A 24,942-nucleotide genomic window follows, 5' to 3' on the forward strand; every position below is an offset into this window, starting at 1 on the left:
TTAATTTATGTGTTTATAATTCTATAAAATTACTATAAAATTTCGAAATGAAAGCACAGTAGAGCGACTGTCGGCAGTCGATAAAAACTCAACCTATCGAGTGCAGCATTTCCAATCTCGATTATATATAAAACTTTTGGACTCGATGACTGTTTTAAAAAGACAAAAACGCACAGAGAGCCAGTATATGAAATTACTTACAGTCAACCAGAAGGGTCTTTATTGCAAACAGGCTGATGTCTATTTGGATCCTTGGAAGCCGGTCGATACCGCTCTGATTTCACATGGGCATTCGGACCACATGCGCTGGGGAATGAAGAATTACATTTGTCAGGAACAAACCGTTCCGATCCTAAACCTGCGGATCGGAGCGGAAAATAATGTGCGTGCGGTTGCATACAATGATCCGTTTGAGATTAACGGCGTGAAGATTTCTTTTCATCCTGCTGGACATATCATTGGCTCTTCGCAGATCCGCCTAGAATACGAAGGCGAAGTGTGGGTGTTTACAGGCGATTATAAAATCGTTTCGGATGGAGTCAGCCAGCCTTATGAACTAGTGAAATGTGATCATTTTATTACCGAATCAACTTTCGGATTGCCGATCTATAATTTTCCGGATCCGCATGAGATTTATGAAGATATCAATACCTTTTGGCGCAAGAATGTGGCATTGGGTTACAATACTGTTTTGCTCGGCTATTCATTGGGCAAAGCCCAAAATATCTTAGCACATTTGGATCAGAGTATCGGTGATATTTATCTGCATGGTGCTGTCGCAAATACCAATGAAGCGTTGGCTACGATAGGCTACGATTTTCCGGGCGTTCGCATTACGCCCGAGAATGACCGGAGCAAGATCAAAGGTGCGGTCATTGTGGCTCCGCCTTCGGCTTCCGACACGCCTTGGCTCCGGAAGATGACGCCCTACAAGATTGCGATGTGTTCGGGCTGGATGCAGTTGCGCGGTGCGCGAAGAAGGCGAGGAGTGGACAAAGGCTTTCCGCTTTCGGACCATTGTGATTGGCAACAATTAAATCAAGCGGTTCAGGATACCGGAGCGAAACATGTGTATGTGACGCATGGCTATGAGAATAACTTTTCAAAATGGGTTTCTGAAGAATATGGCATTAAATCATCCATCTTTAAGACCTTGTACAACGATGAAGAAGAGGAGGTTTCGGAATGAGGGATTTTGTCAAATTATTCGAAGAAATCGATGGCACGACCAAGACCAACCAGAAGATCCAAGCAATCGTGGATTACCTGCAGGTTGCGCGTGAGGAAGATAAGGTATTCGCGATAGCGGTCTTGACGGGAAATAAACCTTCGCGTCCAGCGAAAACTACCGACCTTCGGCTTTGGGCTTCCGAACTGGCGAATATTCCGCTATGGCTATTCGAGGAAAGTTATTACATCGTCGGTGACTTGGCAGAAAGCTTAAGCCTGATCCTTCCGAAAACTTCGGCGGAAGCTGATTATTCGTTGGAACAGATCATTACCGAAGTTGTTCGCTTAAAGAAAGTGACTGTCGAAGAACAAAAAGAAGTGATCACTGGTTATTGGAATCACCTTTCGGGCACGTCCTTATTTGTGTTTAATAAATTGATGACCGGAAATTTCCGTGTTGGTGTGTCCAGCAAGATAGTCGTGAAGGCGCTTGCAAAATATTTAGATAAAGATGAAGCGGTGATTGAACATCGCCTGATTGGGAAATGGGATCCATTTACCGAGACGATGGCGAGTTTGTTCGAAAGCAACCTGGCCGAAGACAAGCATTTCTTGCCTTATCCTTTTTATTTGGCGTATGCGCTGGAGGGCGATCCAAATGATTTGGGTGACCTGTCGGAATGGGTTGTCGAGCCAAAACTGGATGGCATTCGCGGTCAGCTGATCGTAAGGCAGAATGACTTATTTGTCTGGAGCCGGGGGGAAGATCTGATGACCGAAAAGTTTCCGGAATTTGCGAAGCTCAATCAAATTCTTCCTGACGGAACGGTGATCGATGGAGAAGTCATTCCGTGGAAGGATGGCCATGCGCTGGATTTTAATGTTATGCAAACACGTATCGGTAGAAAGAATCTTTCTGCCAAGATATTGCAAGAAGCTCCTTTGGTCATGGTCTGTTATGACTTGTTGGAATGGAATGGGGAAGACATCCGAACCAAACCTTTATACGAGCGCAGGGCATTGCTCAAGGCAATTTTGGAAACATATCCATTGGACAATATCCTGATTCTTTCTGAACATAAACAGTTTGCAAACTGGGAAGAAGCCAAAGCCTTTAGAGAAAACGCGCGCGTGCATTTTGCCGAAGGCTTAATGCTCAAAAGAGCGGACAGTCCCTACGAGGTCGGTCGCAAAAGAGGAAATTGGTACAAGTGGAAGACCGAACCGATGAGCATCGATGGCGTATTGATTTATGCGCAGTCGGGGAGCGGTCGAAGAGCGAATCTATTTACGGATTATACCTTTGCGGTTTGGGATCAGGAGCAATTGGTTCCGTTCACAAAAGCTTATTCTGGTCTGACGGATAAAGAATTGATCACGATCGATAATTGGATCAAACGTAATACCATTGACAAGTTTGGACCGGTGCGCTCGGTGAAACCCGAATTGGTTTTTGAGCTTGCATTCGAAGGCATCAACCTTAGTACGCGCCATAAATCGGGCGTGGCTTTGCGCTTTCCAAGAATTTTGCGCTGGCGCAAAGATAAGCTCGCGAAAGACGCAAATACCAAAGAAGATTTGTTGGATTTGATCAAACAGAAACCATGAATCAGTTAGCCGACGTTTGGTTTTACAATCAGGGATGGACTCCGCATGCTTTTCAGAAAAAGGCATGGTCGGAGATTCAGAAAGGACATTCTGGCCTGCTCAACGCACCTACAGGTTTTGGAAAAACCTTCGCGATCTGGTTTGGCATTATCGATCATTATTACAATAACAAAGCCTATCAGAAGAAAATCAAGAACAAAAAGTCAGCTTTGCATGCGTTGTGGATTACGCCTTTGCGGGCATTGTCCAAAGAGATCTACAAAGCGACAACGCAGGTTTCGGAAGATTTAGACCTAGATTATAAAATCGAATTCCGAACAGGCGATACCAGCATTTCCGACAGGCAAAAACAGCGCAAGAATCCACCTCAATCGTTGATCACGACGCCCGAATCTGTTCATTTGCTATTGGCTTCCAAAGGGAGCGAGGAGTATTTTAAGCATTTGGAATTTATTGTGATCGATGAGTGGCATGAACTGCTTGGAAGCAAGCGGGGCGTGCTGGTCGAACTGGCTTTAAGCCGACTGAAAGTCCTGAATCCTGACCTCAAGATATGGGGGATCTCGGCAACGATCGGCAACTTGGCCGAAGCGCAGGAAATCCTTTTGGGACAAAATCATCAAGGCGTGATGGTTAAAGCGAATCTGAAAAAGAACATTCAGATTGAAACCGTCTTGCCCGATACGATCGAAAAGTTTCCGTGGGCAGGGCACCTGGGCATCCGCCTGCTCGATAAAGTCATTGACATTGTCAAGCAATACAATTCGACGCTGATCTTCACGAATACACGTTCGCAATCCGAGATCTGGTACCAGCAGATTATTTCCAACTATCCTGAATTTGCCGGTATCTTGGCTATTCATCATGGTTCTTTAAGCGATGAAATCCGTCTTTGGGTAGAGGAGGCTTTGCATGAGAATAAGCTCAAAGCTGTAGTCTGCACCAGTTCGCTGGATCTGGGCGTTGATTTTCGTCCGGTGGATTGCGTGATACAGATCGGTTCGCCCAAAGGCGTTGCGCGCTTTTTGCAACGTGCTGGCCGTTCGGGGCATCGCCCGCATGAAACGTCTTATATCTATTATGTACCGACGAATTCCCTTGAAATCATCGAGGGCGACTCGCTAAAGTACGCGGTCAAGGAGCATATTATCGAACAGCGCATTCCTTATATCCGAAGTTTTGATGTATTGATCCAATACCTAATGACCTTGGCGGTGGGCGATGGTTTTGTGACAGATGAAATCTTTGAAGAAGTCTCGCAGACCCATTGCTTTGCATCCATTACGCGGGGCGAATTTGATGAATGCATGAGCATGTTGCTTCATGGCGGAAAAACGCTGACGGCCTACGATGACTTTCATCGGTTGGTGCTCAAAGACGGACGTTATAAAGTAGAATCTCGCAAACTGGCGATGCGTCATCGGCTAAGCATCGGTGCGATTGTGTCGGATGCGATGATGAAGGTCAAGTTTATGTCGGGCAAATACTTGGGGAGCATCGAGGAAGGATTTATTTCGAAGCTCAATCCGGGAGAGACCTTTTGGTTTTCGGGAAGACAGCTCGGCATCGTGAAGGTGTCCGGCATGGAAGTCATCGTAAAGCCTGCGTCCAATAACAAAGGCATTGTGCCCTCCTGGATGGGCGGTCGCTTTTCCATTTCGCCCGACCTCGGCATTGCCATTCGGCATTCCTTTGCCAATATCCACAAGACCAGCGGACAGAGTCCCGAACTGAAATTTATGAAACCGCTGTTTCAGGAGCAGGCGAAGCGCTCCCTCTTGCCTCAGGAGAATGAATTACTGGTGGAATACATCCATACCAAATATGGCTATCACCTTTTTGTCTATCCCTTTGAGGGCAAGCTGATCCATGAGGGCATGGCGCAGGTGCTGGCTTATCGCTTGGGGAATATTACGCCAGCGAGTTTTAGCATCGCGACCAATGAATATGGGTTTGAATTGGTTTCCGCAACGAAATACCCTGTCGATTTGGATTTTATTACCGAACTCTTGTCGCCAAAATCCCTGCACTCGGATATCAATTCGGGAATCAATGTGCAGGAGATGGCGCGCCGGCGTTTCCGTGATATTGCCGGTATTGCGGGATTGATTTTTCAAGGATTTCCAGGCAAGCACATGAAGACCAAACACATGCAGGCCAATTCGGGACTGTTCTTTTCGGTCTTTGAAGAATATGACCCAACAAACTTGTTGCTCCGCCAGTCGTATGATGAGGTCTTTGATTTTCAGCTCGAAGAGGGTAGGATGCAACGTGCTTTCGAACGCATTGAAAACCACAAAATCCTTTTGTCCTTTCCGAAGAAACTCACGCCTTTTTCATTTCCTATCTTCTCGGAGTCATTTCGCGAAAAATATAGCAATGAAGATTGGCAAAGTCGCTTAGAACTCGTAAAATTACAGCTCGAAGGAGCAGACAATGGCTAAAAAGTTGGATTTTAATGGAGTTGAGGTTTTTTTATTGCCACAGAAAGCGGTCTTTGTGCCGTTATACAATACACTCGTGATTTCCGATTGGCACTTGGGCAAGCTTGGACATTTCCGTCAGGAAGGGCTTTTTGTACCCCCCATGCAACTCGTCCATGAGTTTGCCCGCGTCGAAGAGTTACTGCTCGAACTGCCTGTTAAGAAGGTGATTTTCCTCGGAGATTTATTCCATTCCAATTGGAATACCGAATGGGATGAGTTTGTGCTTTTCCTAAAGAAATATCCGCAAATCGAGTTTATCCTGACCAAAGGAAACCACGATATCCTGCCGAAAGATATGCTCCATTCTGCCCTGCATATTAAAGATGAATACCTGCTTACCGAAGGCCTGGTATTCTCCCATCAACCGATTATCGGACTTCCTGATTATATCTACAATATCGTTGGCCATATCCATCCCGGCTGTGTGATCACGACCAAAGGCCGTCAGCATTTCCGCTTGCCTTGCTTCCATCTGGAAGATAAAGTACTGACCGTTCCCGCCTTCGGCAAATGGACAGGGCTCCATATTTTGCATAAAGATGAGGACTCAAGGATCTTTGCAGTAGTCGGGGATGGGGTGGTGGAGGTTTAGTTAAAAATTAAAAATTAAAAAGTAAAAAGTAAAAATTCAAAACCTTCTAATTCAAAATTCAAAAGTAAAAATTCAAAAGGGAGGAAAGACTTTCTGGCGGAAATGCGTAACCTTTAGTTTGCACATAACCCTCAGAACTTTTTTCACCGTTCACTCATTTGTAGATAAGTATTTACATTTTTCTTAAAAGTTAAATATTTTTTTGGAGTATTATTTTTTGATTTGCATATTTACCAATCTTAATATCAAAGTGATAGATTTATCTACTTAGCTTAAGTTAGTCGTTAATTATTAACAATCTTATAATATAAATTATTTTAATGTATTCAAAATAAAATGAGTGTATCAAAAGACTATTGCCCAAACTGCAGGCAAATAACTAATCATAAATGCTTATTCAATATTAAAACAAGCTCTGATCCTCAATCCGCATTTGAATTTGAACATAATTATGAAACTATACAATGTCTTGGTTGTGAAATTATTCAATTCAGAATCCGTTATAATGATGAATCAATGATTAGATATGATGATTATGGATATACGGAAGTTTATGATGAAATAAAATATTATCCAAAGAAATTGAGTAATCACTTTCTAATTAATAACATCTATGATCTTCCTGATAAAATAAGGATTATTTATATAGAAACAATTGAGTCCTTAACAAACAATTGTTATTTATTAGCTGGAGTTGGTTTAAGAACTATAATTGAGGCAGTTTGTATTGATCAAAAAATAACTGGGAGAACTTTAGAAAATAAAATTAATAATCTTGTCAAAAACAAATTAATTACAGAGAAAGACGGACAAAGACTTCATAGCATTAGATTTTTAGGAAATGATTCTGTTCATGACATGGATGTTCCAAATGAAAACAAATTGAAAACTGCTCTTGAAGTTATTGAAAATTTATTAAAAAGTTTATATTTAATAGATATTGAATTGGACCAGCATTTAGATACAATTATTGTAAAATTTGAGGATTTTAAAAATTTAATATTTAGAAAAGTAAACTCGAACTTAATAATAGTTGGAGAAGAGAAAAATTTAGTTGAAATTTTAGGAAAAGATATGCGAAGAATTGAGAGATCCTATTTAACAAATTTTGTAAGTCAATTAACTGAAGAAATTGAAAATAACATTATAAAATCATTATCTATTGGTAAAATTGAAAATAATCAACAATATTTTATAAAAAGATAGTTACAATTAATAAGCTGTTCGATAATTTCCGCCGAGTGGTAGCTAAACTAAATAGACAGGATTTGCAAAAAAAATAGAAGGAGCAATCAGTTCTTGTGAAAGGTAGCAACCTTCCTGTTGCTCCAAAAACTGACGCTCCTTCCTTTAGCTTGCGAAAGGGAACAGGCTAAATACCGATCTTAGAAATCGCGAGGGTGTATACTGTCGTTTCGACGGTATCATTGAGCACGCCATATAAGATCAGTTTAATCGAAACGTCGCCAGCAAGAATACCCAAGTCAATGTCCTGTTTGGACTTGTTCATTGGTTTGGAAAAATAGGGCAGACTTGGGTCTAATGTTTTATTTTCCAGGCTATAGATAACCATGCCCGAAGCTACGGATGCCTGGAATTTGTAAGAAATTTTAAATACGCCCAAATTTTTTGTGTAGTCGATCTTAAAGTTTTCAATCGGTATAAGAAAGGTCGCTGATGTAGATCCTTCAAGGTTAAAATCGAAACATTTGCGCTGGCGCAAGGCTGTGACTTTTGCGTAGATAATAACCCGCGCGAAACACTTGCGCTAGCGGGGGCAATTGTCACTCTGAGTTTATTCCCCCTTCGGGGGATAAGCGGTTGTGCCTACGGCAAATTGATTGGAAAATGTGCTGTCTTTTCAATTGCTCCGTAGGAGCAAAATATTTGTAGCCATGATTATAAAAAATCTATTTTTGCTCCGTAGGTGCAAAACCGTCGGGATAGGTTGCGTACCTACGGCACGCTTGTTCTTCTACTCAATATATTGTCTATAAACATTCAACCTCTACGAGGTTTTAAAGTGCAATTAACTGAACAAAGGGCAAATAACAGTCTCAAACTTGTGTCTTAGATTCTTCGATATAATTGTCACTCTGACGGAATGGAAGAGTCTCATTTTAAGTGAGTTTCTCAACGGGAAATATGCACACGCGAAACGCGTGCGCTAGCGCGAAGGGAGTTTACGATTGAGATTCTTCACTGCGATCTGAATGACAGGCGGGTTTGGGAGTGATTTTTTTAGGGAATAAGGAGCAAAGAGTAAGGAGTAAGTATTTCCCCCTAGCCCCCAAAGGGGGAACAGTGAAGAAGGGTTTTATCGGCGTATGGTATTTTTGAAAGTTGTTCCACGGAGTCGCGCGGAGGAGGCTCGGAGTTTCGCGAAGTTGGGGGTCAGTGAAATCACATGCGAAACGCGTGCGCCAGCGAAGGGCAAGTGAAGTGAGATTCCGAAATGAGTCGGAATAACAACACTGTATCACCGATTCAATCATCAATTTCTAGAAAGATGTCAATTTCGTGTAAGTACTATAGCTTATTTTTGATCTCCTATTTTTATCGTTTTTAAAATTTGGTCAAATTCGCTAGTGCAATCTTCTCCAACTTGTCCATCAGTGAAATTTATTTGAAAAAAATAATTTTTATATGGAATTGCATATCCTCGACTTCGAACTTTAACTTCTTGACCGTCTTGTGTATTCATTGAGAATTTTGCAACAAAGTAAATGCTTTTTATTCCTGAAACTTCAACCTCTGTTATATCTTTGATTAATTCAAAATCTGGAAAATAGTTTTTAAAGCTTTCTGTACTTTCAGCCATGCTTCTCTTAAATTGTTCAAAAGTGGTGTTGCCTTTTGCTCTTACATTTACTTGAATGGTAGGTATCAGTCCTGGATGAGTTTGCGGATTATATTTATAATAAGAGGTCAATAAGAGAGAGCCTTTGCTGTCTGAAATAAGTTTCGATAAACTCTCTTCTGTTAATTCTAAATTCTTCAGATTGCTGATCAATCCCTCATTGCTAACTTCAATCCAATTATCAGGCTCTTGCATTGCAAATTCATATTCCTTATTTACAAAGATTTTTTGTCCAAAAACTAAATTTGTAGCGTGGAGTAGGATAAAGGAAAGTAAAATTAATCTTTTCATTTTTTTAATTATGGTTAAATAATTGGCCACAGCAAAGGTAAATAATCCAGTATATCTAAGCAATGATATTAAGCTTGAAGATAAATATTTAATTTTTTAAATATGTAATACGCTTGATAGCTTTAAAGAGGTATGTGTTTAATACAATCGAATTAATGTAATGATGTAATCATAAGTTCGAAGTTATAGAATCTTTGTGCTAGTTAGAAAGAGTAGAAGTTTTTTCTTGAGTGCAAGAATAAAAACGGAACAGTATTATGAAAAAAAATAAAAAAAGTCGACATTTAATCTTATCCATTTTGCAGATTCTATTTAACCAGAGATTCAAAATGACCCTTCATAACTTATCCAATTTAAAATTCGAAAAGGCCTAATAAGCTACAGGCTTTAGGCTGTATGCCGTAGGCAATTTGCTATTACAAGCGTTGGATAATGATGAGAGCGGATTACAAATCCGTATTTATCAGGAATTCTAGCGGAACTCAGAAAGTTTTTAACTCTTTACATTTGAGATTTTACTTATTTACTTAGTGCAATCCTTGCGCATCGCGCATGCTGATGATCTGATCTACGATAAAAACCGTATTGCCGCGCCATGGTAGGCGGCCGTGGTATTCTTTGTAATGCAGGTCGAAGACTTTTCCGCTGTTCAGTTCTAGGATATTAAAAATCGAATCGTCTTCAACAGAAAATACAAATTCATTGCTGCTGATTCCTGTGGTTCCTGCGGCGCCTGTGCCTGTACGGAATCCTTCTTGGATTAGTTTTCCTTCGTATGTTTTGAATAAATTTCCTTTTTTGACTGCGAAATTCAGCTGTCCGGATTTCACGCCTTCGCCAAATACAAAATAAAACTGGAAATAAATAAAAACGGCTAGCGCTAATACTAAGACTACGCTTAACCAACCGAATATTTTCTTCACGCCTGAAAATCTATTTTCATTTTTGACCGTACTTACATTCTTTTCCATATCCTTTTAGATAATAAAGTTAAATATAGCTTTTCTTTTTATTTTTTAAAATAGAATATCCTGCCAAAAGAAATTTAGCTGCTGTTGTTTTGGCTGTTCTCTGACCTAAGCTAATCTTATTTCGGGAATTTTTCCAATATACACAGAACTTTCAGGCAATCCTGCAATATGTCGGTCTAGCTATTTCTTAAAATGCCTTTGCAGATATCCGCCACCAAACCTGGTCCTTTATAAATAAATCCGGTATACACCTGGATCAGGCTTGCTCCGGCATTGATTTTCTCAATTGCGTCTTCTGCAGACTGTATGCCACCGACTCCGATAATCGGGAAGGAGCGGTTTGATTTTTCAGCAATGTATCGGATCACTTCTGTGGAGCGCTTTGTCAATGGCTTTCCGCTAACACCGCCAGTTTCCTGAACAATCTTTGGGTCGCTTTGCAAGCCTTCGCGCGAAATGGTTGTGTTCGTCGCGATCAGTCCCGCAATCTTGCTCTCCTGAACAATCTCGACTATATCGTCCAGTTGTGTATTTGTCAGATCGGGTGCTATCTTTAGCAAAATAGGTTTTGGTTCGTCTTTTTGGTTGTTTAAGTCCTGAAGTGTATTCAAGATGTGCAACAAGGGGCCTTTTTCTTGCAATTCGCGCAGTCCAGGTGTATTGGGCGAACTTACGTTGACCACAAAGTAATCTACGACATCAAACAAGGCATCGAAACATTTGACGTAGTCATCCACTGCCTGTTCATTTGCTGTGACTTTATTCTTTCCAATATTGCCACCGATAATCAAGCCATTTTTGTTTTTCAGCGCTTTTAACTTTGCGGCAGCCACTTCAGCACCTTTGTTGTTAAAGCCCATGCGATTGATCAACGCTTCGTCCTGAACCAAACGGAACATGCGGGGTTTGTCATTTCCTGGCTGAGGTTTCGGGGTCACTGTGCCTATTTCGATAAAACCAAATCCAAGATTGGCCATATCTTCAATGTGTTCTGCATTCTTGTCGAAACCAGCCGCCAATCCGACTGGATTTTTAAATTTCAGTCCAAATACTTTTCTTTCCAATCGAGGATCATTGACCGTGTAAATGGATTTAATCAACGATTTAGCGCCCCATATTTTTGAAAAAGCAGCTAATCCACCGGTTACCTGCTGATGGGCAGTTTCGGGATCCATGGTAAAGAATAATGGTTTGACAAGTGTATACATAGCTGCAAATTTAGGAATTATGCAGGATGAATTATCAAATAATTCCAAAATCAAATTCTGTGTTGCAGCGAAGCTGAATGATGGGTAGACCACACGTGATTCAACCTTCTCACTAAACTCATTTTTGCACAAATAAAAAATGCGAACTATTCCTAGCTAGAATATTTCGCATAAGTATTGATTCGATTTGTTTTCGCTTCCTATATATCTTCATCTTCTAAGAACTCTGCAATAAAACGATGGTTTATTTTTCCCACGGAATCCACAAAAGGGGAGTTTTCGATAATAGCACTCTCTATAATTAGAATGCGATTACGCGCATCTTTGATCAATAGATCTCCATTTCGATTAAAGCGGTAGGAATTCAGATAATTTCCGTCCGCGTCTTCGATGACTTCTTCTCCATTTTCGTCCACATAAAGTTCCCTGATCTTATCCCGATTTTCATTTTCGACGATCTCTTCCCCAAAGATATTGACTTTGTAGGTTCTGATCGTTCTGCCCGAGCCATCAACCACTTGAAGATTGTCAAAAATATCTGTTTTTAGCGTTCGCAAGGTTTGATGATCACCGTTTTTAATGATCAAATCGCCAAAAATATTAAGTTCATATTTCCGTTTGGTTCTGAAGCTTCCATCCATAAGTTGCAGGTTGTTGAAAATGTCTTTTTTAAACGGAATGATCTCCGGTCTATTGCCATGATACCAGTGGAGCGGAGGGTCAGTCTTCCCTTTATCGATCAAATTCCCTTTTCCGTCAACAATCCGATGATTTCCGAAGATATCAGTTTCATATTTCATTAGCACATTTCCTCTTCCGTCCTTGATTAGGTCGTTCCCGAAAACATCTGTTTTGTAGGTTCGGATGGTGGTGCCAGCTAGGTCTTTTACGATGATTTCCCCAAATAAATCTGTTGCGACCGACAACTTATGGTCGCGGCGATCTTGCTCGATTCGGTCTTTGTATTCCTGCCGGAATGGATTTTCTTGGCTATAAGCAGAAAAAGAGAGCAATATGCTACTGGTTATTGACAAAAGAAATTTCATGTTCACTGAATTTAGAGATCTAATCTGTTTGTTAAATCTTAGAGCATGAGTTTAACTAAGAGTTTAGTGCAGGGAAAAATAATTTTTGGGAATAAATGCTTGGGTCATGTAAAAGCTCCTTACACAAAAGCCATTGGATTACAATAGGCAAAAGAAACCCGTATCAAAATCCAATGCAATTCTGATATATCAAATTACTAGGATTTTTAAGTATTAATCTTCAAATTTGTTTTCCTGAAGCATTTGCATTAGGAATTGTCCCAATTCAGGGTCGACGTAATTTATTCGAGTTAGGTAGGATTGCCCTATCCGGTTAAATGTAGGATTCACAAAACCTCCAGTCGTTGTTACGCCAAAACTGTATCTTTCAAAAGCAATATACGTTATGCCTTCATCTTTTCTATTTTTAACAGTTTCGGTAGAAGGCGAAAATTTACCAGTTTGCAATTTTGATTTGCCATCTTCATCATTATCCAATACATAATAGGTATAAGGTTTTATGGAATATTCTTTGTCATCAAACTTAAATTCCTTTGCTAATTTATCGCCTATAATCGTTCCGAAAATTACAGTTTTATTTTTTGGGAAAAGTTCATAATTCTGCTCAATTTCTTGATCATCGAGGAAATAGACGGTTATCGTTGTGTAGATCGTATCCCTAGACATTGACGTTGTATCAACACGGTATGCATTTGCTCCCAATTTATGGGAAAAACTTCGGAATGCCTTGAATAATTTAACAATGTTTGGGCCTCGATGATACACATAATAGCTCTTTAACGTTGCGATTTTTGGAATGGAGCCAAGTGGAAAGTCCTCACTAAGAAAATAAAAATCAGAAACTTTATCTTTCTTGATGTCTTGATATAGACTAACTATTTCTACTTGCTGTGAATAGGAAGTATAAAAAGAGGCAATTAGCAGAATGCTGGTAACTAACGTTTTCATGGTATATAAATTAAAAAGAAATATTTAAGCAATAAGTATTTTTAATTAGCTACCCAAATATACTCAATAATTGATAGTATTAAAGAATTTGACACTATTTTTGGCTTGTCTTTGAAAACTTTGGAGCTCTATTGGTTTATGTACTGATGGTTTGAAAACGATGCATATGCTTAAAGCTTATTCTGCTTAAGCACATGGATTAAAAACCGGGCAAAATTAAGAGGCACCAGATGAAATGTTCCGTTATTAAATCCTATTGTAGGCTGACCATAAGTGTATGGGGCATCAGTAAGGCTAAAGCCCTTAAGGGAATAGTAAAGTGATTCTTTTTGTTCTCTTCCAACAATAGAGCCTTTAGTACCTATGAGCCCACCGATCGAGATGGTTGATTTTTCTCCGATCTCGTTTTGATGAGAAACATATTCCATTGGGTTGACAATAATTTTATCTCCATTAAATCTAATATTCTTGCTTTCTGGTTTATTATCTATATCTCCAAAGATGCAGATCATATTATAAGGAATCAATAATCGATTTTCAGCAAGTTCATGTTTGTCCAGGTAAAAAACATTGATCTTTAGAACGATCGAGTCTGCATTAGACATAAACTCTTCAATGGTAAATGCATTGGCTCCAAGCTCATTCGCTTCGGCAGCAAGTTTATAATACAAGGATTCAAGATTATCTTTTTTTAGTTTTTGGGATATTCCTTTTAAGATCGATAGGGGCTCTTTCTCCGATAGATCGAAATCTTCTTCGATCAAATGAAACTCATTTTTGGATAAGTGTTGGATAGTATCTACCTCTTTCAAGACTTGTATTTCTTGTGCTTTGCTAAAAAGCAAAGAGGCTATAAAAAAGAATGAACATGCAAGAAGCTTCATTTCGTTATGTATTAAGATAATAATTTACCTATTGGTTATATAAGATTGCTCAAATATATAAAACATTTACAAACTTGCGATTCAAAAATAAAAAAGAGGTTATTCCATTTCTCGGCTCGTTAATACATCATTTTTGTACTCTACTGCATATTGACGATTATTATTTTTGATAACTGCCTCGAAAGGGGAGGCTTTTATTTTGATTTGCGTGGGAAACCAAGTTTCTTTCATGTGGTAATCCGCTAATAGAAACAAACCTTCTTGAGAGCCATGTGCAGCGAACCTTGTTAGATCGCCTTTCCATAAATTGACGTCCATTTCTTTTTTCAGTTGCTGATCAAAGGCAGGGATTGACGATGTTCCGATGCCAATCTCATTGACGCACAATAGATCCGATAAGTTAAATTCTGTTCCGCTTTCATTTTTGAGCTCATGCCTTACGATGCATTCCGCAATGTTTCCCGCGCCATCATAGAAATAGAACGAATCCGCATTCCAGGAGTCAAAATGAACAGTTTTACCGCCATCCTCAAGCGTGACTGTCTCCAGTCGCTGATCAAACCATTTCAAACCTTCCTCTAGCTTGTTAGAAGGAATCAAAAAGCAATAATGGTATGTATGGGGTTCAACCGACTGGATAAATGTCAGGTATGTCCATCCGACCTGAATGCTGAATTGAGTGTCGCTCTCTTCGATCAGCTCAAATCCTAACGTAGTTTTATAGAATTCTTTTTGGGCTTCTAGTTTATTTGTCAATACTTTTAATTCTTCAATTCTCATGTTCATCTATTTTTTGGAGCCTTTTAATTAAATTTTAAAAATGGCTATTGTTAACGATAGTATAAATATAGTTGGAGGCCGCTGTCATTCACAAATAGTATTTTTCTATGCACTATATGCTATTTTTATAGGAATAGATAAGATGTTTTGTGTCAGTTTTTAAGACTTCTTATTTTTTTTTCAAATTTATTTGGAAGGACGTGAATTAATATTTTACTTTGTATATCAAAGTACTTTTATATTTATTATTTAAACAACAACTGATCAGGAGTAGGATTGCAAACTAAGTTGATTTGCAGTTGAATCCATAAAAAACAAAGCATATGATTACTCAAAAAAACAGATTTAGCTACATGGTGCTTGGCATCGCATGTCTATTATTAATTCCATTTGCAGCGATGCAATTTTCAACAGAGGTGAATTGGAGTTTGTTCGACTTTATGGTTATGGGGGCCTTACTTTTTGGAACCGTTTTATTAATTGAGCTTGTTCTCCGCACTGTTAAAACGAAGAAGAACAGGATTGCGCTCTGTATCGTTCTTCTGCTAGCTTTTCTATTTATCTGGGCGGAATTGGCTGTAGGGATTATTGGATCGCCTTTCGCGGGAAGCTAGGGCGAAGTCATTTACTTGGTCTAATTTGCGATTATTGCACGCTGTAAAGTAAATTATTATTGTCTACAACACCTGCTGTCTTTTAGAATTAGATACCTCATTTGTTCTGACTTAAGAAAAATGAGGTATTTCTATTTATTGCGCATAAGATTTAATTTAACTGACTATTTGAAAGAATACAATTTTTCAAAGTATACTTAAATAATTTCTAGTTAAAATTATTTAAGTATTTTTAAAAATATCCCAACAATAAGTCAGTATTTATTTGTTATTTATTCCAGATTGATTGTTATTCTTAGAAAAATCTACTATTTTGAACTATGTAATTATTGCGTTAGTAAGTTAAATTTCTTTTTGCTTATATATATAAAATTTAGAGAAATTGATATTCAGTTTTTATAACTTTTAATATTTTATAACTAAATTTTAATTCATTAATTACTTTGTTACATAAAATACGCGGTAACATATCTTAAAGTTAATATTTATCGTATAACTATGCATTTGTCGATGCATTTCTACAGTGCCACATATTTCCAAAAAAACTTGAAAATTTCTGTTCTATACCAATATACATTTGTAAAAAAAATAAATTTGATTCGCTTAACCATTGAGCTTTTACAAGATTCTATTATCAAGAGCACTCGAATTAAATGTAAAAACTGGTGACAAGAAGAGGGTAAAGACAATGAGAACTGAAAAAAAGTTAAAGTACACAGCATTGCTATTTGAATTACAAGTAATTTATCTTGAACAAGGAATCGCTACAACTTCGCAAGCAAATGTGATTCCGGGAAGCAATTCGAATGCTTCTTCGCCCGAAGTGGAGGATTGGCAGACTAATACGACTTCTACTAATAAAGTTTATCTGTATTAAAAAAATATATACAACTAATTCTATTTTATGCAAAATAAGGTTACTATATCATTATTGAGTTCTAGATGGAGTATAAAATTTGGCCTTTTTGTAGTTCTATCAGCAATCTTATCTTTTCAGACCTCTTGTAAGAAAGAAATGCAAAGTGAGGAACTTTCAGATGGATCTAATGTGGTGTTTACACTGGAAGGTATTAATGAAGATGAATCCTTAGACCTGTTAGCATCGACTTCTAAAGGATTCTCAAATAGTTTAAGCAGCTCCTCGAACCAGATTTCCACCAATAAAAATAATATTGTTAACATGAATGGGCTGGTAGCCTCTTTTACTTTACAAGAATCCTCGAATTTCTCAACAGCAATTGATTCGACGAAATTAGTTTCATCGTCGAAAAGTATAAACAAACTCGCTGCGGTAAGCATCCTACCCAATACAGTAAAGTATCGGCTTATTTTATATGATAAATCTACTAATCCATCTACCTTCGTTTCGTCGACTTTAGCAACACCAGGCACAGCAATTGCTATTCCGGTTGTAAAAGGGAAAAACTACGACTGGGTTGCATTTTCATTTAATGATAATTCGGATCCTGGATCTTCCTCTACGAATATTGAAACAGACAATCGTGATTTGCTGCACGCATTCGGTACGACAGGCGTTATCCCAGGAGTTGGGGGGGATGGAACGGATGTGAGTGTTCCTATAAAAATTACGCTAAAGCACAAGCTTTGTAAAATAACCGTAGAAATAAATGCAGCGAATTATGTTGGAAATATTACAGCTTTAAATGCTAGTTTGGCCTCAGCTAATTATTTTTCGAAAGGAACTTTAGATCTGAAGACTGGAACTATTTCCGATATTTCGGCTTATACTGTACCACAAGCAATTACATTTACACCAGCCACCGCCGCTTCCATAAAAACAGCGACTTACTATACTGCAGGCACTACTGCAATAAATCCATTTTCTGTGAATTTGAATAACATATCCATTTTGAGTAATTCAATAACTCGAGCTATGGCAACCACGCAACCATTTACATGGACGACGATAGTACCAGGGCCAAGTAAAAACTATACTGCTAAAATCGAATTCCTCAAATTAGATCGATCAAAATTGAAGATTATATCTGCAGGTTCTTCCATATACGGCATTTATAATGACTCTAGGAGTGGACTTTATCAAGCGTTGGTTTCTACGCCAAATAATTTTGGACCTGATGGAATTGTTGCTACAACTAGTGCAAATTGGAGCATCACAAATTTCGATGCTACGTCTGGATCACTTTCAACATTAAATACTGGTGGATATAAGTTTTTATATCTCGGCTATGCTTATCAAATCAGTGCTGCGGAAGCAAATGCGATTATTGCTTTTCTCGATGCTGGGAATACCGTTTTTATTGCTACGGAACGACCTGGATCGACAGGTGAGAGCTCATTATTGACAATATATGCCGGAACCAATTCATATACGTCTTGGAGTTATTTGGCGACGAACACCAGCAACGCTGTCTTGAATGGACGGTTCGGGGATGCAAGAGGCAAAACAATCGGTAACGATGCTGGGCTAGGATATGTTATGACGAATACAAACTCTGTTTTAATAGATGTATTAGCTTCGAGTTCCAGCAGTCCTTTTTATGTGGCATTTTTCAAATCTAAAACTAGAAAACTATATTGGGTAGGCGATGGTGGTTTCACAGTTTATTCATCAAGCTATGCAACGCCTGGCTCAGCAAATGGAGCCGGTTCATTTCCATTTTTAATGAATGGATCAAAAGTACCCTACATTGGAAATTGGTATACATCTTCGAATGTTTCTAATTCCACAGTTGTTTTAAATATTCTTACACAAGCTTTAGTTGAAGCCCAATAATTTGATTTTAGTTTTTCTCTGACCAATTCAATCCATCCGGTAATTCTGTATTGGAAAACTCGATATGGATCACTCTTCTCTTTTTTTGATTCGTGGTTCGGGCGGAACTATGGAGAAGCAAAGGCTTCATCAGGATAATTCCGCATTTATTGACTGCGCAGATTGTTTCCTTTTCAACTGACCAATCAATTTCTTCTGGTCGATAAACGCCTTTTAGGTGAGAGCCTTCGATTACACGCAATGCTCCATTGTTTTCGTCTGTTTGGTCTAAATGGATGCGTATGGTGAAATTATTTTCAAGTATAGAAATCGGAGGCTGAACGGCAAATTGATTTTGCTTTGTTGTCCATGGCCCGTAATTTTTAAGCTCCAGCTTTCGATCCACAGAAATCGTCAAATCTTGATGATAGGCGACATACCAATTTGATGTTGCAGGTTTGTCAAAATAAATGCTTTTAACGACGAAATAGTCTTTCCCAAATATATTATGTATAATCCTATTCAACTTTTCGTTGAATATAATTGGTTGTAGTTCTGGAAATTCTTTTAAGAACTGCCGAATGGCAAATAAATCTGCAGATTGCCTGAATGTTTCTTTGGATCGATCGGCTTGCTGTATAGCCTCAAGGATTTTGTTGATTTCATCATCAGTATAGATGTTATCAATAACTGCAAAACCTCTGTTTGTCAATTCTATTTGTTTTTCTGAGAATGTTTGCATGCAATTAGCTAAATCAATCTATTATAAATTTACTATTGTTAATTGAATCGGACAAAAATAATTAGCTTATTTAATAATTCACCAGTTGTTTTAGGTGATGCTCCAAGTGATCCACATAATCATTAATTAGAAATGCGAGGGTATGCGTGCTACCATCTATCATTTTACAGCTGTTTGTCAATTTTTCTTGAGGAATAGCAGTCATTATGTGAACTAAATGGCTATTATATGCTGTCCAAAAATCAATTAGCTGCCTTTTATCTGCTGCTTGATAATTTGAAGTTTGCACCCATTTTTCTTGGTCATAAGAAATCAAAGGATTTTCTTCGAATTGGCATCGAATAAAACGTTGATGATTATTTGTGGCGCTGTCGATTAAATGTCCTAATATCTCTTTTTTGCTCCACTTATTAGGCATTGATCGCTCAGAAAATATATTCTCATCAATTTCTTGAAGTTTAGTTGGAATTGTAGCCAATAAGAATTTTAAGCGGTTTATCGTATTTTCAATCATCGTGAAACTTGTTAATCATCACTTTTTTTTGAATTCTTCTTTAAATCTTCAATTGCATAATTTTATCAATCAATGGAGGAAGACCATTTTGATTAAGCTGATCATTGTTCCAATGGCTCATAATACAGCTGATATAGTTTGTTCCGGAAGGTACCACGACGTAATATGCGGTTAACGTTTTTGTGCCTTCTGACAAATTTAGTTCCGTCACTCGTTCCGAAACATCAAAGACAATTTTTCTAGCGGTGGTTTCTTTTCCTTCAAAAATAACTTGAATACTTGTATCGGTCACTAATTTTCCGAATTTGTTCATTTCCGTTGTCGCCGCAAAATTGTCCAATACATCTTGCGCACTTCTTAGGGTAGGGTGCAGACTCCAATTAATTTGTCCACATTTGGGACACTGAAGACTATTGACATCCATCCATTGGCATGGGAAATCCAATAGCAATTGGCGTCCTGCGAAATTAACGGTGTCCGTAGTCATCTTGTGATAAACACTTTTCGGTATTGCATTATTTCGTATAAGGTGCACAAGCTCTCTCTCCAGTTCTTTTTCGGATTTATCAACAGAAGCAAAGGAAATGGCAATGATTTTATTGTTTTCGCTTTCAATAAAATAAGTCGAGAAATAGGAAATGAATCCCAAAGAATCTTTATGCTGATCGGCTACATGATAATTTTTAAAAGCCAGTGTTTCGTCCGAAGATGCAAGCTGTTCTTCTCTCAAGTCATTAAAATTAGCGAGTATATTCTGCTTGGAAAAATCAAGGTCGATTGCATAGGAATACAACTTTATGCCCTCAATGTTGTAATAGTTCACCCCATTATTGGAAATTCCGCTCAATCGTTCTAGCGTTCCTGGACTGTTCTGCGCGGAAGCAACTCCGAACATAAAAATAAATAAGCTAAAGAATAGGTATTTCATATGCATCAGTTGATTTTCGTTTACCTATACAACGGATTTCGTTGTTTTTGGTTTTATAGATTGAATTTTGATTGAATCTGATGGCTTATTTTATCCGTCAATAGCTCAATAAGTTCGGGATCTAAATAATCATAGTCGTCAGGAATCTGAAGGACCTCGATGTCTGCCAAAGCAAGATAACGATAAGCTTCTTTGATTTTGGATTTTTGCTTAAATTCCATAACAAAAATCAAATCTGCCCAAGCCAAATCTTTTTCCGTTAGCTTATGGTCGCTCTGAGGACTTAATCCAGCGGAGCGGATAGCAAACTGGTTGCTGTTCTTGAAGATGTGCTCGGCAGTTCGGCTCCGTCGCTTGTTTCTTCCGCAAATCACTAAAATATTAGGCCTGTGATTCATATTTTCTAGGTGCTCATTTCAACATTATCCCAATCATTCGATCGGTTAAATGCCCATTCTAGCGCTTTGCGTCGTTCATATACAATTCCCTCATTGAGTTTGACCTCATAGCTATTTAGTCGTCCGTCAACACAATACCAATGCAAGCGATAATAATAGTCAAGCATAGTGTACAATTCGCGTTCATTGCGAATGCTCTTCAGGTTGTCAATTTTACGGTTTGATTCCCCTTGTTCTAGGTTAGGCAACAATGAGGCTGCATGGTCACTCACATATTCTTCGGCAACAAGTTTATCGCACATCTCCGTTAACCACATCAGCGCCCACAAACCTTCTGCATACCAACTTAAGGAATTCAGTTCTTGCTCTTCAAGTTCGTAATTGTCTTTTTGCAAAAGTTCCTGCTCCGTTGCCGAAAGAAAATTGTTAAGTTTCTGTGCAGCAATCCAATCTTTGATGATGTAAATCGGAGCATCGAAAGCAATGTTAATTAAAGCATTCATGACCGACATCCTTCCCTTAATTTGTTTGATATCCCTCATTTGGGAACTATCTAGAATCGGAAGCCAATCATTGACCTTATAACCTTGTTCTTTAATTTTTAAGTCATTATCGCGCTTTATCGCAATTTTATCTTCTACTGTTATCGCCATTTGGAACTAAATATAGGCAAAGAAAAAGAAATGGAGCTTCAGATTATTCATTTTCTGAGCGGTATTTTTCAACCTGGAGAATGTTGTTCTGAATATCTTTCATAATATTTTTTGCCCACCAGCTCGCATAAAAATTAAAACTCGTCGTCAATTTGAAGTTGCTATAGAGATGAAGGCGGTAGGTTTTATCGGTTAATTTTTCCAATTCGTAAGTGCCGTTTAACACATCAAAATATTTTCCTCCGACAACCAAGTGCTCGTCCATAGTCGTTAATGGAATTTCATGTGGCAATGCCCGGATGGAAAATGACATTTTCTTATTGTCTTCGTAATCAGTTACCGTTTCATGAAAAACTAATCCATTCGTAAATATCGCTTGCCTGTAAGCGCCCACGCCTTCATAATTTAATTCTGCTTTAACAGGTCTTGGAAAATTCAATAATTTCGTAAGCCATCCTTTGTCTTGCTTTTCATCAATTTCTCTAACCCTCGTCACATTATCCCAGATTTTTTCGGCAGGAGCATCTATATCAATGTACGTATATGCCTGATAAGGTTTTGATTGAACGCCGATATAACTTTCTATTGGCGAAGCGAACAAAGGAAGAACCAATAGAATGGATAAATAGGCTTTGCTATCTTTTTTCCTAAGCTTGAAGTATCCGCCGAGCAAACCACCTAAGCTCGCTGAAAGCATAAAAATTGGCAGTATCATAACAAGACAAGGCCATCCTTCAATCGCAAAAAGGAACGTGATAATGAAAAATGCATAAATCGGAATCCATGGTGCGATTATACGATAAGCTAATTTCTTTACATTCTTGATATCGGAAAAATAAACAGTTAATGCACCCACAATACTCGGCAATAAAAACAGAAAAGTAACGGACATCATGCTGAATACCGCCTCCCAATCTTTGGCTCCAAATATAAATCGAAGGAATAATGCGTAGACAGTAGGGATAGCGACTATTTTTAGAAAAGATTTTAGCCTGTCTTTTGTTTTCTGATTCATTTTTTAGTCTTTAATCGGTACAAAAAATTTTATTGATTTTATTGTTCCATCAAAAATATAAAAAAAGCTCAATTATTTATTCCGACCCTCTCGCGTTTCTTCGCCCAAATGAATACATCAGGTAAAATAAAAATGGCAAAATAAATATACTGCCAAGCATTAATGCCCATGCTAAGAAACTAATGGTTTTCTCAGGCGCGCTATCGGTAAGCAGGGATAAGTGATTGCCATTTTGCAACAAAATAATATCTGGATAAAGCTGATAGGTCGCCGCGACTAAAATCAGAATAATTTGTCCAGCAGCTAGCACGCGAACGATAATTAGTTTTCTTTGCTTGATAAAATAGTATATCATTGGCAGAAAAATTGTCGCTACACTTACCGCGACAATACCAATCCATCCGCCAAATATTCTTTCCAATAAAGGGATTTTTGAATAATAAGCCGCAATGAAAACAATTAGGCCTGTAATAACGACAAATACCGTTGACTGTTTTGATTTTCGAATCATTAAACGGAGATTATTTGCCTCATAAGTTTCTCTCAAGCTGTAAATGGAAGCCAGATAGGCGCAGATGGATACTGTGAAAAATCCGACTGCGATTCCGAAAAGATTGAACCAATCTAGTACGTAGAGATCCAAGAAATTGTTCGCATCTGGATTCAATGATCCAGATATGGCAGAAGCGCCAATCATTCCGAAAAAGAACGGTGTTAGCAAACTTGAATAATAGAATATTTGTGTGTAAACTACTTGCCAATTATCATCGACGGCATCGTAATGTCTAAACGTAAAAGCTGTTCCGCGCGCAATGATTCCCACCAGCATCAACACCAGCGGAATGTGTAGATAAGTGGATGCGAAACTATAAATTACAGGGAAACCGACAAAGAGAATAACGATCGCAATAATCAGCCACATGTGGTTAGCTTCCCAAATTGGAGCGATTGATTCATACATGATTTTCTTAGTGAATTTCCGCTCTTTCTTGGTCGTAAAAAGCTCAACAATTCCAGCTCCAAAATCCGCTCCGCCTAACACAAGGTATAGACAAATTGATAACCAAAGAAATCCGATAACAATGTAAATCATGACTTTTTGGATTTAGTTTGATAATTCGGGTCAGTTGGGTCGTAGAGTTTAGGGACCATTTGGATCTGTCTTTTTAGAAGAAAAATAATAATCAGAGAAAGGGATACAAAAACTGCTGTAAAGAAATAAAATGAGTATTGGATGCCTGGCATAGGTGTCACGGCATCGGCCGTTCGCATAATGCCGTAGATAATCCATGGCTGTCTTCCGACTTCGGTTACCGTCCATCCAGCTTCCAACGCTATGTACCCAAATGGAATTGCAACGACAAAGGTCTTTAAGAACCAATGTTTCGTCAGCCATTCTTTTTTAAAGAAGAATGCGATCAGGTATACTCCGCCGATAGCCATCATGACCATTCCAAAGAAAATCATGATCTGAAACGCATAATGAACCACTGCCACAGGAGGCCATTCATCCCTCGGGAAATCATGAAGACCTTTCACTTCAGCATTAAAGTCATTCGTCGCCAAAAAGCTCAGTAACTTCGGGATTTTAAGCGCATATTTTACTTCTCCTGTTTCTTCATTCGGAATACCACCCAAAACAAAAGGAGCGCCTTTCTCTGTTTCAAAATGAGCTTCCATCGCTGCCAGTTTAATGGGTTGCCTTTCAGCAACAGATTTCGCTGCAATATCACCGCTTAAAGGAGCGCCAAAAGCGCCAATCAATGCAAAGGCAACTGCAATGCGAAAAGCTTTGGTATGAAATTCAACATTTTTCTTTTTGATGATTAAATATGCATGTACACCAGCAACCGCAAATCCTGTGGCACAAAATGCCGCCACGGTCATGTGCAAAGCCTGTGGAAACCAAGCGTCATTCAGCATGGCTTGAATCGGATCGATGTTTAGGTACTGTCCGTCTATAAAATCAAAACCGCTGGGGGAGTTCATCCAGGAATTCGCAGCAACAACAAGAACTCCAGAGGCAAGGCCACTGATGCCAACCAATAGGCCACAAAACCAATGAAACCATTTGTTGAATTTGTTCCAGCCGTATAGGAAGAATCCCAATGCAATGGCTTCGATAAAGAAGGCTGTTCCTTCTAAAGAAAAAGGCATTCCGAAAATCGGTCCAGCATGTTTCATGAATTCAGGCCACAGCAATCCTAATTCAAATGAAAGCATGGTTCCTGATACAGCTCCGGTAGCAAATAGGATAGCTACGCCTTTGCTCCAAGCTTTCGTCAGCCCTTTATAGATTTCGTTGCCGGTTTTTAAATATTTCCAGTGAGAGAAAGCCATTAAAAAAGGCATCACCATTCCCACACAAGCAAAGATAATGTGGAAACCTAATGACATGGCCATTTGCGCGCGAGCGGCAATAAAATCATCCATAGGGCATCGTATTTTATGTCTTAAAGATAGGGATTATTCGCGGGGAAGGCTAGTGTTTTACACGGGA

24 protein-coding genes are annotated in these 24,942 nt (G+C 38.6%); 8 read left to right on the top strand and 16 right to left on the bottom strand.

The genetic code is table 11. The features are described from left to right. The first annotated feature begins 187 nt into the window (after positions 1–187). From C4F49_RS15860 to C4F49_RS15880, 5 genes are all read left to right on the top strand, one after another. Positions 188–1,189: a ligase-associated DNA damage response exonuclease gene (locus tag C4F49_RS15860; protein WP_196936813.1), complete on the top strand. Its 1,002-nt coding sequence runs from the start codon at positions 188–190 to the stop codon at positions 1,187–1,189. Next, positions 1,186–2,778 carry an ATP-dependent DNA ligase gene (locus C4F49_RS15865; RefSeq protein ID WP_196936814.1) on the top strand — a complete coding sequence of 531 codons (1,593 nt, stop codon included), beginning with the start codon at positions 1,186–1,188 and terminating at the stop codon, positions 2,776–2,778. The genes C4F49_RS15860 and C4F49_RS15865 overlap by 4 nt, the downstream gene beginning before the upstream one ends. After that, a complete protein-coding gene (locus C4F49_RS15870) occupies positions 2,775–5,222 on the top strand; it encodes a ligase-associated DNA damage response DEXH box helicase (protein WP_196936815.1) in 2,448 nt (815 codons plus the stop codon). Before C4F49_RS15865 ends, C4F49_RS15870 begins: the two co-directional genes overlap by 4 nt. Then, positions 5,215–5,856, top strand: coding sequence for a ligase-associated DNA damage response endonuclease PdeM (gene pdeM, locus C4F49_RS15875; RefSeq protein WP_196936816.1), 642 nt, complete (start codon positions 5,215–5,217; stop codon positions 5,854–5,856). Before C4F49_RS15870 ends, pdeM begins: the two co-directional genes overlap by 8 nt. 336 nt (positions 5,857–6,192) lie before the next feature. Continuing rightward, the gene (locus tag C4F49_RS15880; RefSeq protein WP_196936817.1) at positions 6,193–7,062 is read left to right on the top strand and encodes a DUF4145 domain-containing protein; all 870 of its coding nucleotides are present in this window, start codon (positions 6,193–6,195) and stop codon (positions 7,060–7,062) included. Positions 7,063–7,228: 166 nt separating this feature from the next. On the opposite strand, the gene C4F49_RS15885 is transcribed toward C4F49_RS15880, so the two are convergent. The 8 genes from C4F49_RS15885 to C4F49_RS15920 form a co-directional block, all read right to left on the bottom strand. Further along, positions 7,229–7,480: a hypothetical protein gene (locus tag C4F49_RS15885; protein ID WP_196936818.1), complete on the bottom strand. Its 252-nt coding sequence runs from the start codon at positions 7,478–7,480 to the stop codon at positions 7,229–7,231. 912 nt (positions 7,481–8,392) lie between these two features. Further along, positions 8,393–9,007 carry a hypothetical protein gene (locus tag C4F49_RS15890; RefSeq protein WP_196936819.1) on the bottom strand — a complete coding sequence of 205 codons (615 nt, stop codon included), beginning with the start codon at positions 9,005–9,007 and terminating at the stop codon, positions 8,393–8,395. Positions 9,008–9,534: 527 nt separating this feature from the next. Next, positions 9,535–9,978 (bottom strand): hypothetical protein, encoded by a 444-nt coding sequence (locus C4F49_RS15895; protein ID WP_196936820.1) that lies wholly within the window; start codon positions 9,976–9,978, stop codon positions 9,535–9,537. Positions 9,979–10,154: 176 nt separating this feature from the next. Continuing rightward, complete coding sequence (locus C4F49_RS15900; RefSeq protein ID WP_196936821.1) at positions 10,155–11,186, bottom strand: quinone-dependent dihydroorotate dehydrogenase; 1,032 nt, start codon at positions 11,184–11,186, stop codon at positions 10,155–10,157. A 200-nt stretch (positions 11,187–11,386) separates the two neighbouring features. Then, the gene (locus C4F49_RS15905; RefSeq protein WP_196936822.1) at positions 11,387–12,232 is read right to left on the bottom strand and encodes a hypothetical protein; all 846 of its coding nucleotides are present in this window, start codon (positions 12,230–12,232) and stop codon (positions 11,387–11,389) included. 213 nt (positions 12,233–12,445) lie between these two features. After that, positions 12,446–13,180 carry a hypothetical protein gene (locus tag C4F49_RS15910; protein WP_196936823.1) on the bottom strand — a complete coding sequence of 245 codons (735 nt, stop codon included), beginning with the start codon at positions 13,178–13,180 and terminating at the stop codon, positions 12,446–12,448. A gap of 170 nt (positions 13,181–13,350) precedes the next feature. Then, a complete protein-coding gene (locus C4F49_RS15915; RefSeq protein WP_196936824.1) occupies positions 13,351–14,064 on the bottom strand; it encodes a hypothetical protein in 714 nt (237 codons plus the stop codon). Between the two features lie 99 nt (positions 14,065–14,163). Continuing rightward, complete coding sequence (locus tag C4F49_RS15920; protein WP_196936825.1) at positions 14,164–14,844, bottom strand: VOC family protein; 681 nt, start codon at positions 14,842–14,844, stop codon at positions 14,164–14,166. Positions 14,845–15,167: 323 nt separating this feature from the next. Here C4F49_RS15920 and C4F49_RS15925 point away from each other — a divergent pair, with 323 nt between their 5' ends. The 3 genes from C4F49_RS15925 to C4F49_RS15935 all read left to right on the top strand — a co-directional run bounded on the left by C4F49_RS15925 (position 15,168) and on the right by C4F49_RS15935 (position 18,213). Continuing rightward, a complete protein-coding gene (locus C4F49_RS15925) occupies positions 15,168–15,458 on the top strand; it encodes a hypothetical protein (protein WP_196936826.1) in 291 nt (96 codons plus the stop codon). A 688-nt stretch (positions 15,459–16,146) separates the two neighbouring features. Further along, a complete protein-coding gene (locus C4F49_RS15930) occupies positions 16,147–16,335 on the top strand; it encodes a hypothetical protein (protein WP_196936827.1) in 189 nt (62 codons plus the stop codon). A 27-nt stretch (positions 16,336–16,362) separates the two neighbouring features. Beyond that, complete coding sequence (locus tag C4F49_RS15935) at positions 16,363–18,213, top strand: hypothetical protein (RefSeq protein ID WP_196936828.1); 1,851 nt, start codon at positions 16,363–16,365, stop codon at positions 18,211–18,213. Between the two features lie 7 nt (positions 18,214–18,220). On the opposite strand, the gene C4F49_RS15940 is transcribed toward C4F49_RS15935, so the two are convergent. From C4F49_RS15940 to C4F49_RS15975, 8 genes are all read right to left on the bottom strand, one after another. After that, positions 18,221–18,934 (bottom strand): phytanoyl-CoA dioxygenase family protein, encoded by a 714-nt coding sequence (locus C4F49_RS15940; protein WP_196936829.1) that lies wholly within the window; start codon positions 18,932–18,934, stop codon positions 18,221–18,223. Between the two features lie 70 nt (positions 18,935–19,004). Further along, on the bottom strand, positions 19,005–19,448 hold the full coding sequence (locus C4F49_RS15945) for a DinB family protein (RefSeq protein WP_196936830.1): 444 nt from the start codon (positions 19,446–19,448) through the stop codon (positions 19,005–19,007). A 40-nt stretch (positions 19,449–19,488) separates the two neighbouring features. Continuing rightward, a complete protein-coding gene (locus tag C4F49_RS15950) occupies positions 19,489–20,376 on the bottom strand; it encodes a hypothetical protein (protein WP_196936831.1) in 888 nt (295 codons plus the stop codon). 53 nt (positions 20,377–20,429) lie between these two features. Further along, positions 20,430–20,774 carry a low molecular weight protein tyrosine phosphatase family protein gene (locus C4F49_RS15955; protein WP_196936832.1) on the bottom strand — a complete coding sequence of 115 codons (345 nt, stop codon included), beginning with the start codon at positions 20,772–20,774 and terminating at the stop codon, positions 20,430–20,432. Positions 20,775–20,779: 5 nt separating this feature from the next. Continuing rightward, positions 20,780–21,427, bottom strand: coding sequence for a DUF4272 domain-containing protein (locus C4F49_RS15960; protein WP_196936833.1), 648 nt, complete (start codon positions 21,425–21,427; stop codon positions 20,780–20,782). A gap of 43 nt (positions 21,428–21,470) precedes the next feature. Next, on the bottom strand, positions 21,471–22,442 hold the full coding sequence (locus tag C4F49_RS15965) for an SRPBCC family protein (RefSeq protein WP_196936834.1): 972 nt from the start codon (positions 22,440–22,442) through the stop codon (positions 21,471–21,473). Between the two features lie 76 nt (positions 22,443–22,518). Then, positions 22,519–23,535 carry a cytochrome d ubiquinol oxidase subunit II gene (locus tag C4F49_RS15970; RefSeq protein WP_196936835.1) on the bottom strand — a complete coding sequence of 339 codons (1,017 nt, stop codon included), beginning with the start codon at positions 23,533–23,535 and terminating at the stop codon, positions 22,519–22,521. Continuing rightward, positions 23,532–24,875, bottom strand: a complete 1,344-nt coding sequence (locus C4F49_RS15975) for a cytochrome ubiquinol oxidase subunit I (RefSeq protein ID WP_196936836.1) — start codon at positions 24,873–24,875, stop codon at positions 23,532–23,534. Before C4F49_RS15975 ends, C4F49_RS15970 begins: the two co-directional genes overlap by 4 nt. Positions 24,876–24,942 lie beyond the last annotated feature (67 nt).

It is taken from the genome of Sphingobacterium hungaricum (assembly GCF_015210005.1).
In the GTDB taxonomy this organism is placed as follows: domain Bacteria; phylum Bacteroidota; class Bacteroidia; order Sphingobacteriales; family Sphingobacteriaceae; genus Sphingobacterium; species Sphingobacterium hungaricum.

Bases quoted from the DNA above. Each gene is read 5' to 3' on its own strand.
- C4F49_RS15860 (WP_196936813.1), top strand. From the start codon at position 188: ATGAAATTACTTACAGTCAACCAGAAGGGTCTTTATTGCAAACAGGCT.
- C4F49_RS15865 (WP_196936814.1), top strand. From the start codon at position 1,186: ATGAGGGATTTTGTCAAATTATTCGAAGAAATCGATGGCACGACCAAG.
- C4F49_RS15870 (WP_196936815.1), top strand. From the start codon at position 2,775: ATGAATCAGTTAGCCGACGTTTGGTTTTACAATCAGGGATGGACTCCG.
- pdeM (WP_196936816.1), top strand. From the start codon at position 5,215: ATGGCTAAAAAGTTGGATTTTAATGGAGTTGAGGTTTTTTTATTGCCA.
- C4F49_RS15880 (WP_196936817.1), top strand. From the start codon at position 6,193: ATGAGTGTATCAAAAGACTATTGCCCAAACTGCAGGCAAATAACTAAT.
- C4F49_RS15890 (WP_196936819.1), bottom strand. From the start codon at position 9,007: ATGAAAAGATTAATTTTACTTTCCTTTATCCTACTCCACGCTACAAAT.
- C4F49_RS15895 (WP_196936820.1), bottom strand. From the start codon at position 9,978: ATGGAAAAGAATGTAAGTACGGTCAAAAATGAAAATAGATTTTCAGGC.
- C4F49_RS15900 (WP_196936821.1), bottom strand. From the start codon at position 11,186: ATGTATACACTTGTCAAACCATTATTCTTTACCATGGATCCCGAAACT.
- C4F49_RS15905 (WP_196936822.1), bottom strand. From the start codon at position 12,232: ATGAAATTTCTTTTGTCAATAACCAGTAGCATATTGCTCTCTTTTTCT.
- C4F49_RS15910 (WP_196936823.1), bottom strand. From the start codon at position 13,180: ATGAAAACGTTAGTTACCAGCATTCTGCTAATTGCCTCTTTTTATACT.
- C4F49_RS15915 (WP_196936824.1), bottom strand. From the start codon at position 14,064: ATGAAGCTTCTTGCATGTTCATTCTTTTTTATAGCCTCTTTGCTTTTT.
- C4F49_RS15920 (WP_196936825.1), bottom strand. From the start codon at position 14,844: ATGAGAATTGAAGAATTAAAAGTATTGACAAATAAACTAGAAGCCCAA.
- C4F49_RS15925 (WP_196936826.1), top strand. From the start codon at position 15,168: ATGATTACTCAAAAAAACAGATTTAGCTACATGGTGCTTGGCATCGCA.
- C4F49_RS15930 (WP_196936827.1), top strand. From the start codon at position 16,147: ATGAGAACTGAAAAAAAGTTAAAGTACACAGCATTGCTATTTGAATTA.
- C4F49_RS15935 (WP_196936828.1), top strand. From the start codon at position 16,363: ATGCAAAATAAGGTTACTATATCATTATTGAGTTCTAGATGGAGTATA.
- C4F49_RS15940 (WP_196936829.1), bottom strand. From the start codon at position 18,934: ATGCAAACATTCTCAGAAAAACAAATAGAATTGACAAACAGAGGTTTT.
- C4F49_RS15945 (WP_196936830.1), bottom strand. From the start codon at position 19,448: ATGATTGAAAATACGATAAACCGCTTAAAATTCTTATTGGCTACAATT.
- C4F49_RS15950 (WP_196936831.1), bottom strand. From the start codon at position 20,376: ATGAAATACCTATTCTTTAGCTTATTTATTTTTATGTTCGGAGTTGCT.
- C4F49_RS15955 (WP_196936832.1), bottom strand. From the start codon at position 20,774: ATGAATCACAGGCCTAATATTTTAGTGATTTGCGGAAGAAACAAGCGA.
- C4F49_RS15960 (WP_196936833.1), bottom strand. From the start codon at position 21,427: ATGGCGATAACAGTAGAAGATAAAATTGCGATAAAGCGCGATAATGAC.
- C4F49_RS15965 (WP_196936834.1), bottom strand. From the start codon at position 22,442: ATGAATCAGAAAACAAAAGACAGGCTAAAATCTTTTCTAAAAATAGTC.
- C4F49_RS15970 (WP_196936835.1), bottom strand. From the start codon at position 23,535: ATGATTTACATTGTTATCGGATTTCTTTGGTTATCAATTTGTCTATAC.
- C4F49_RS15975 (WP_196936836.1), bottom strand. From the start codon at position 24,875: ATGGATGATTTTATTGCCGCTCGCGCGCAAATGGCCATGTCATTAGGT.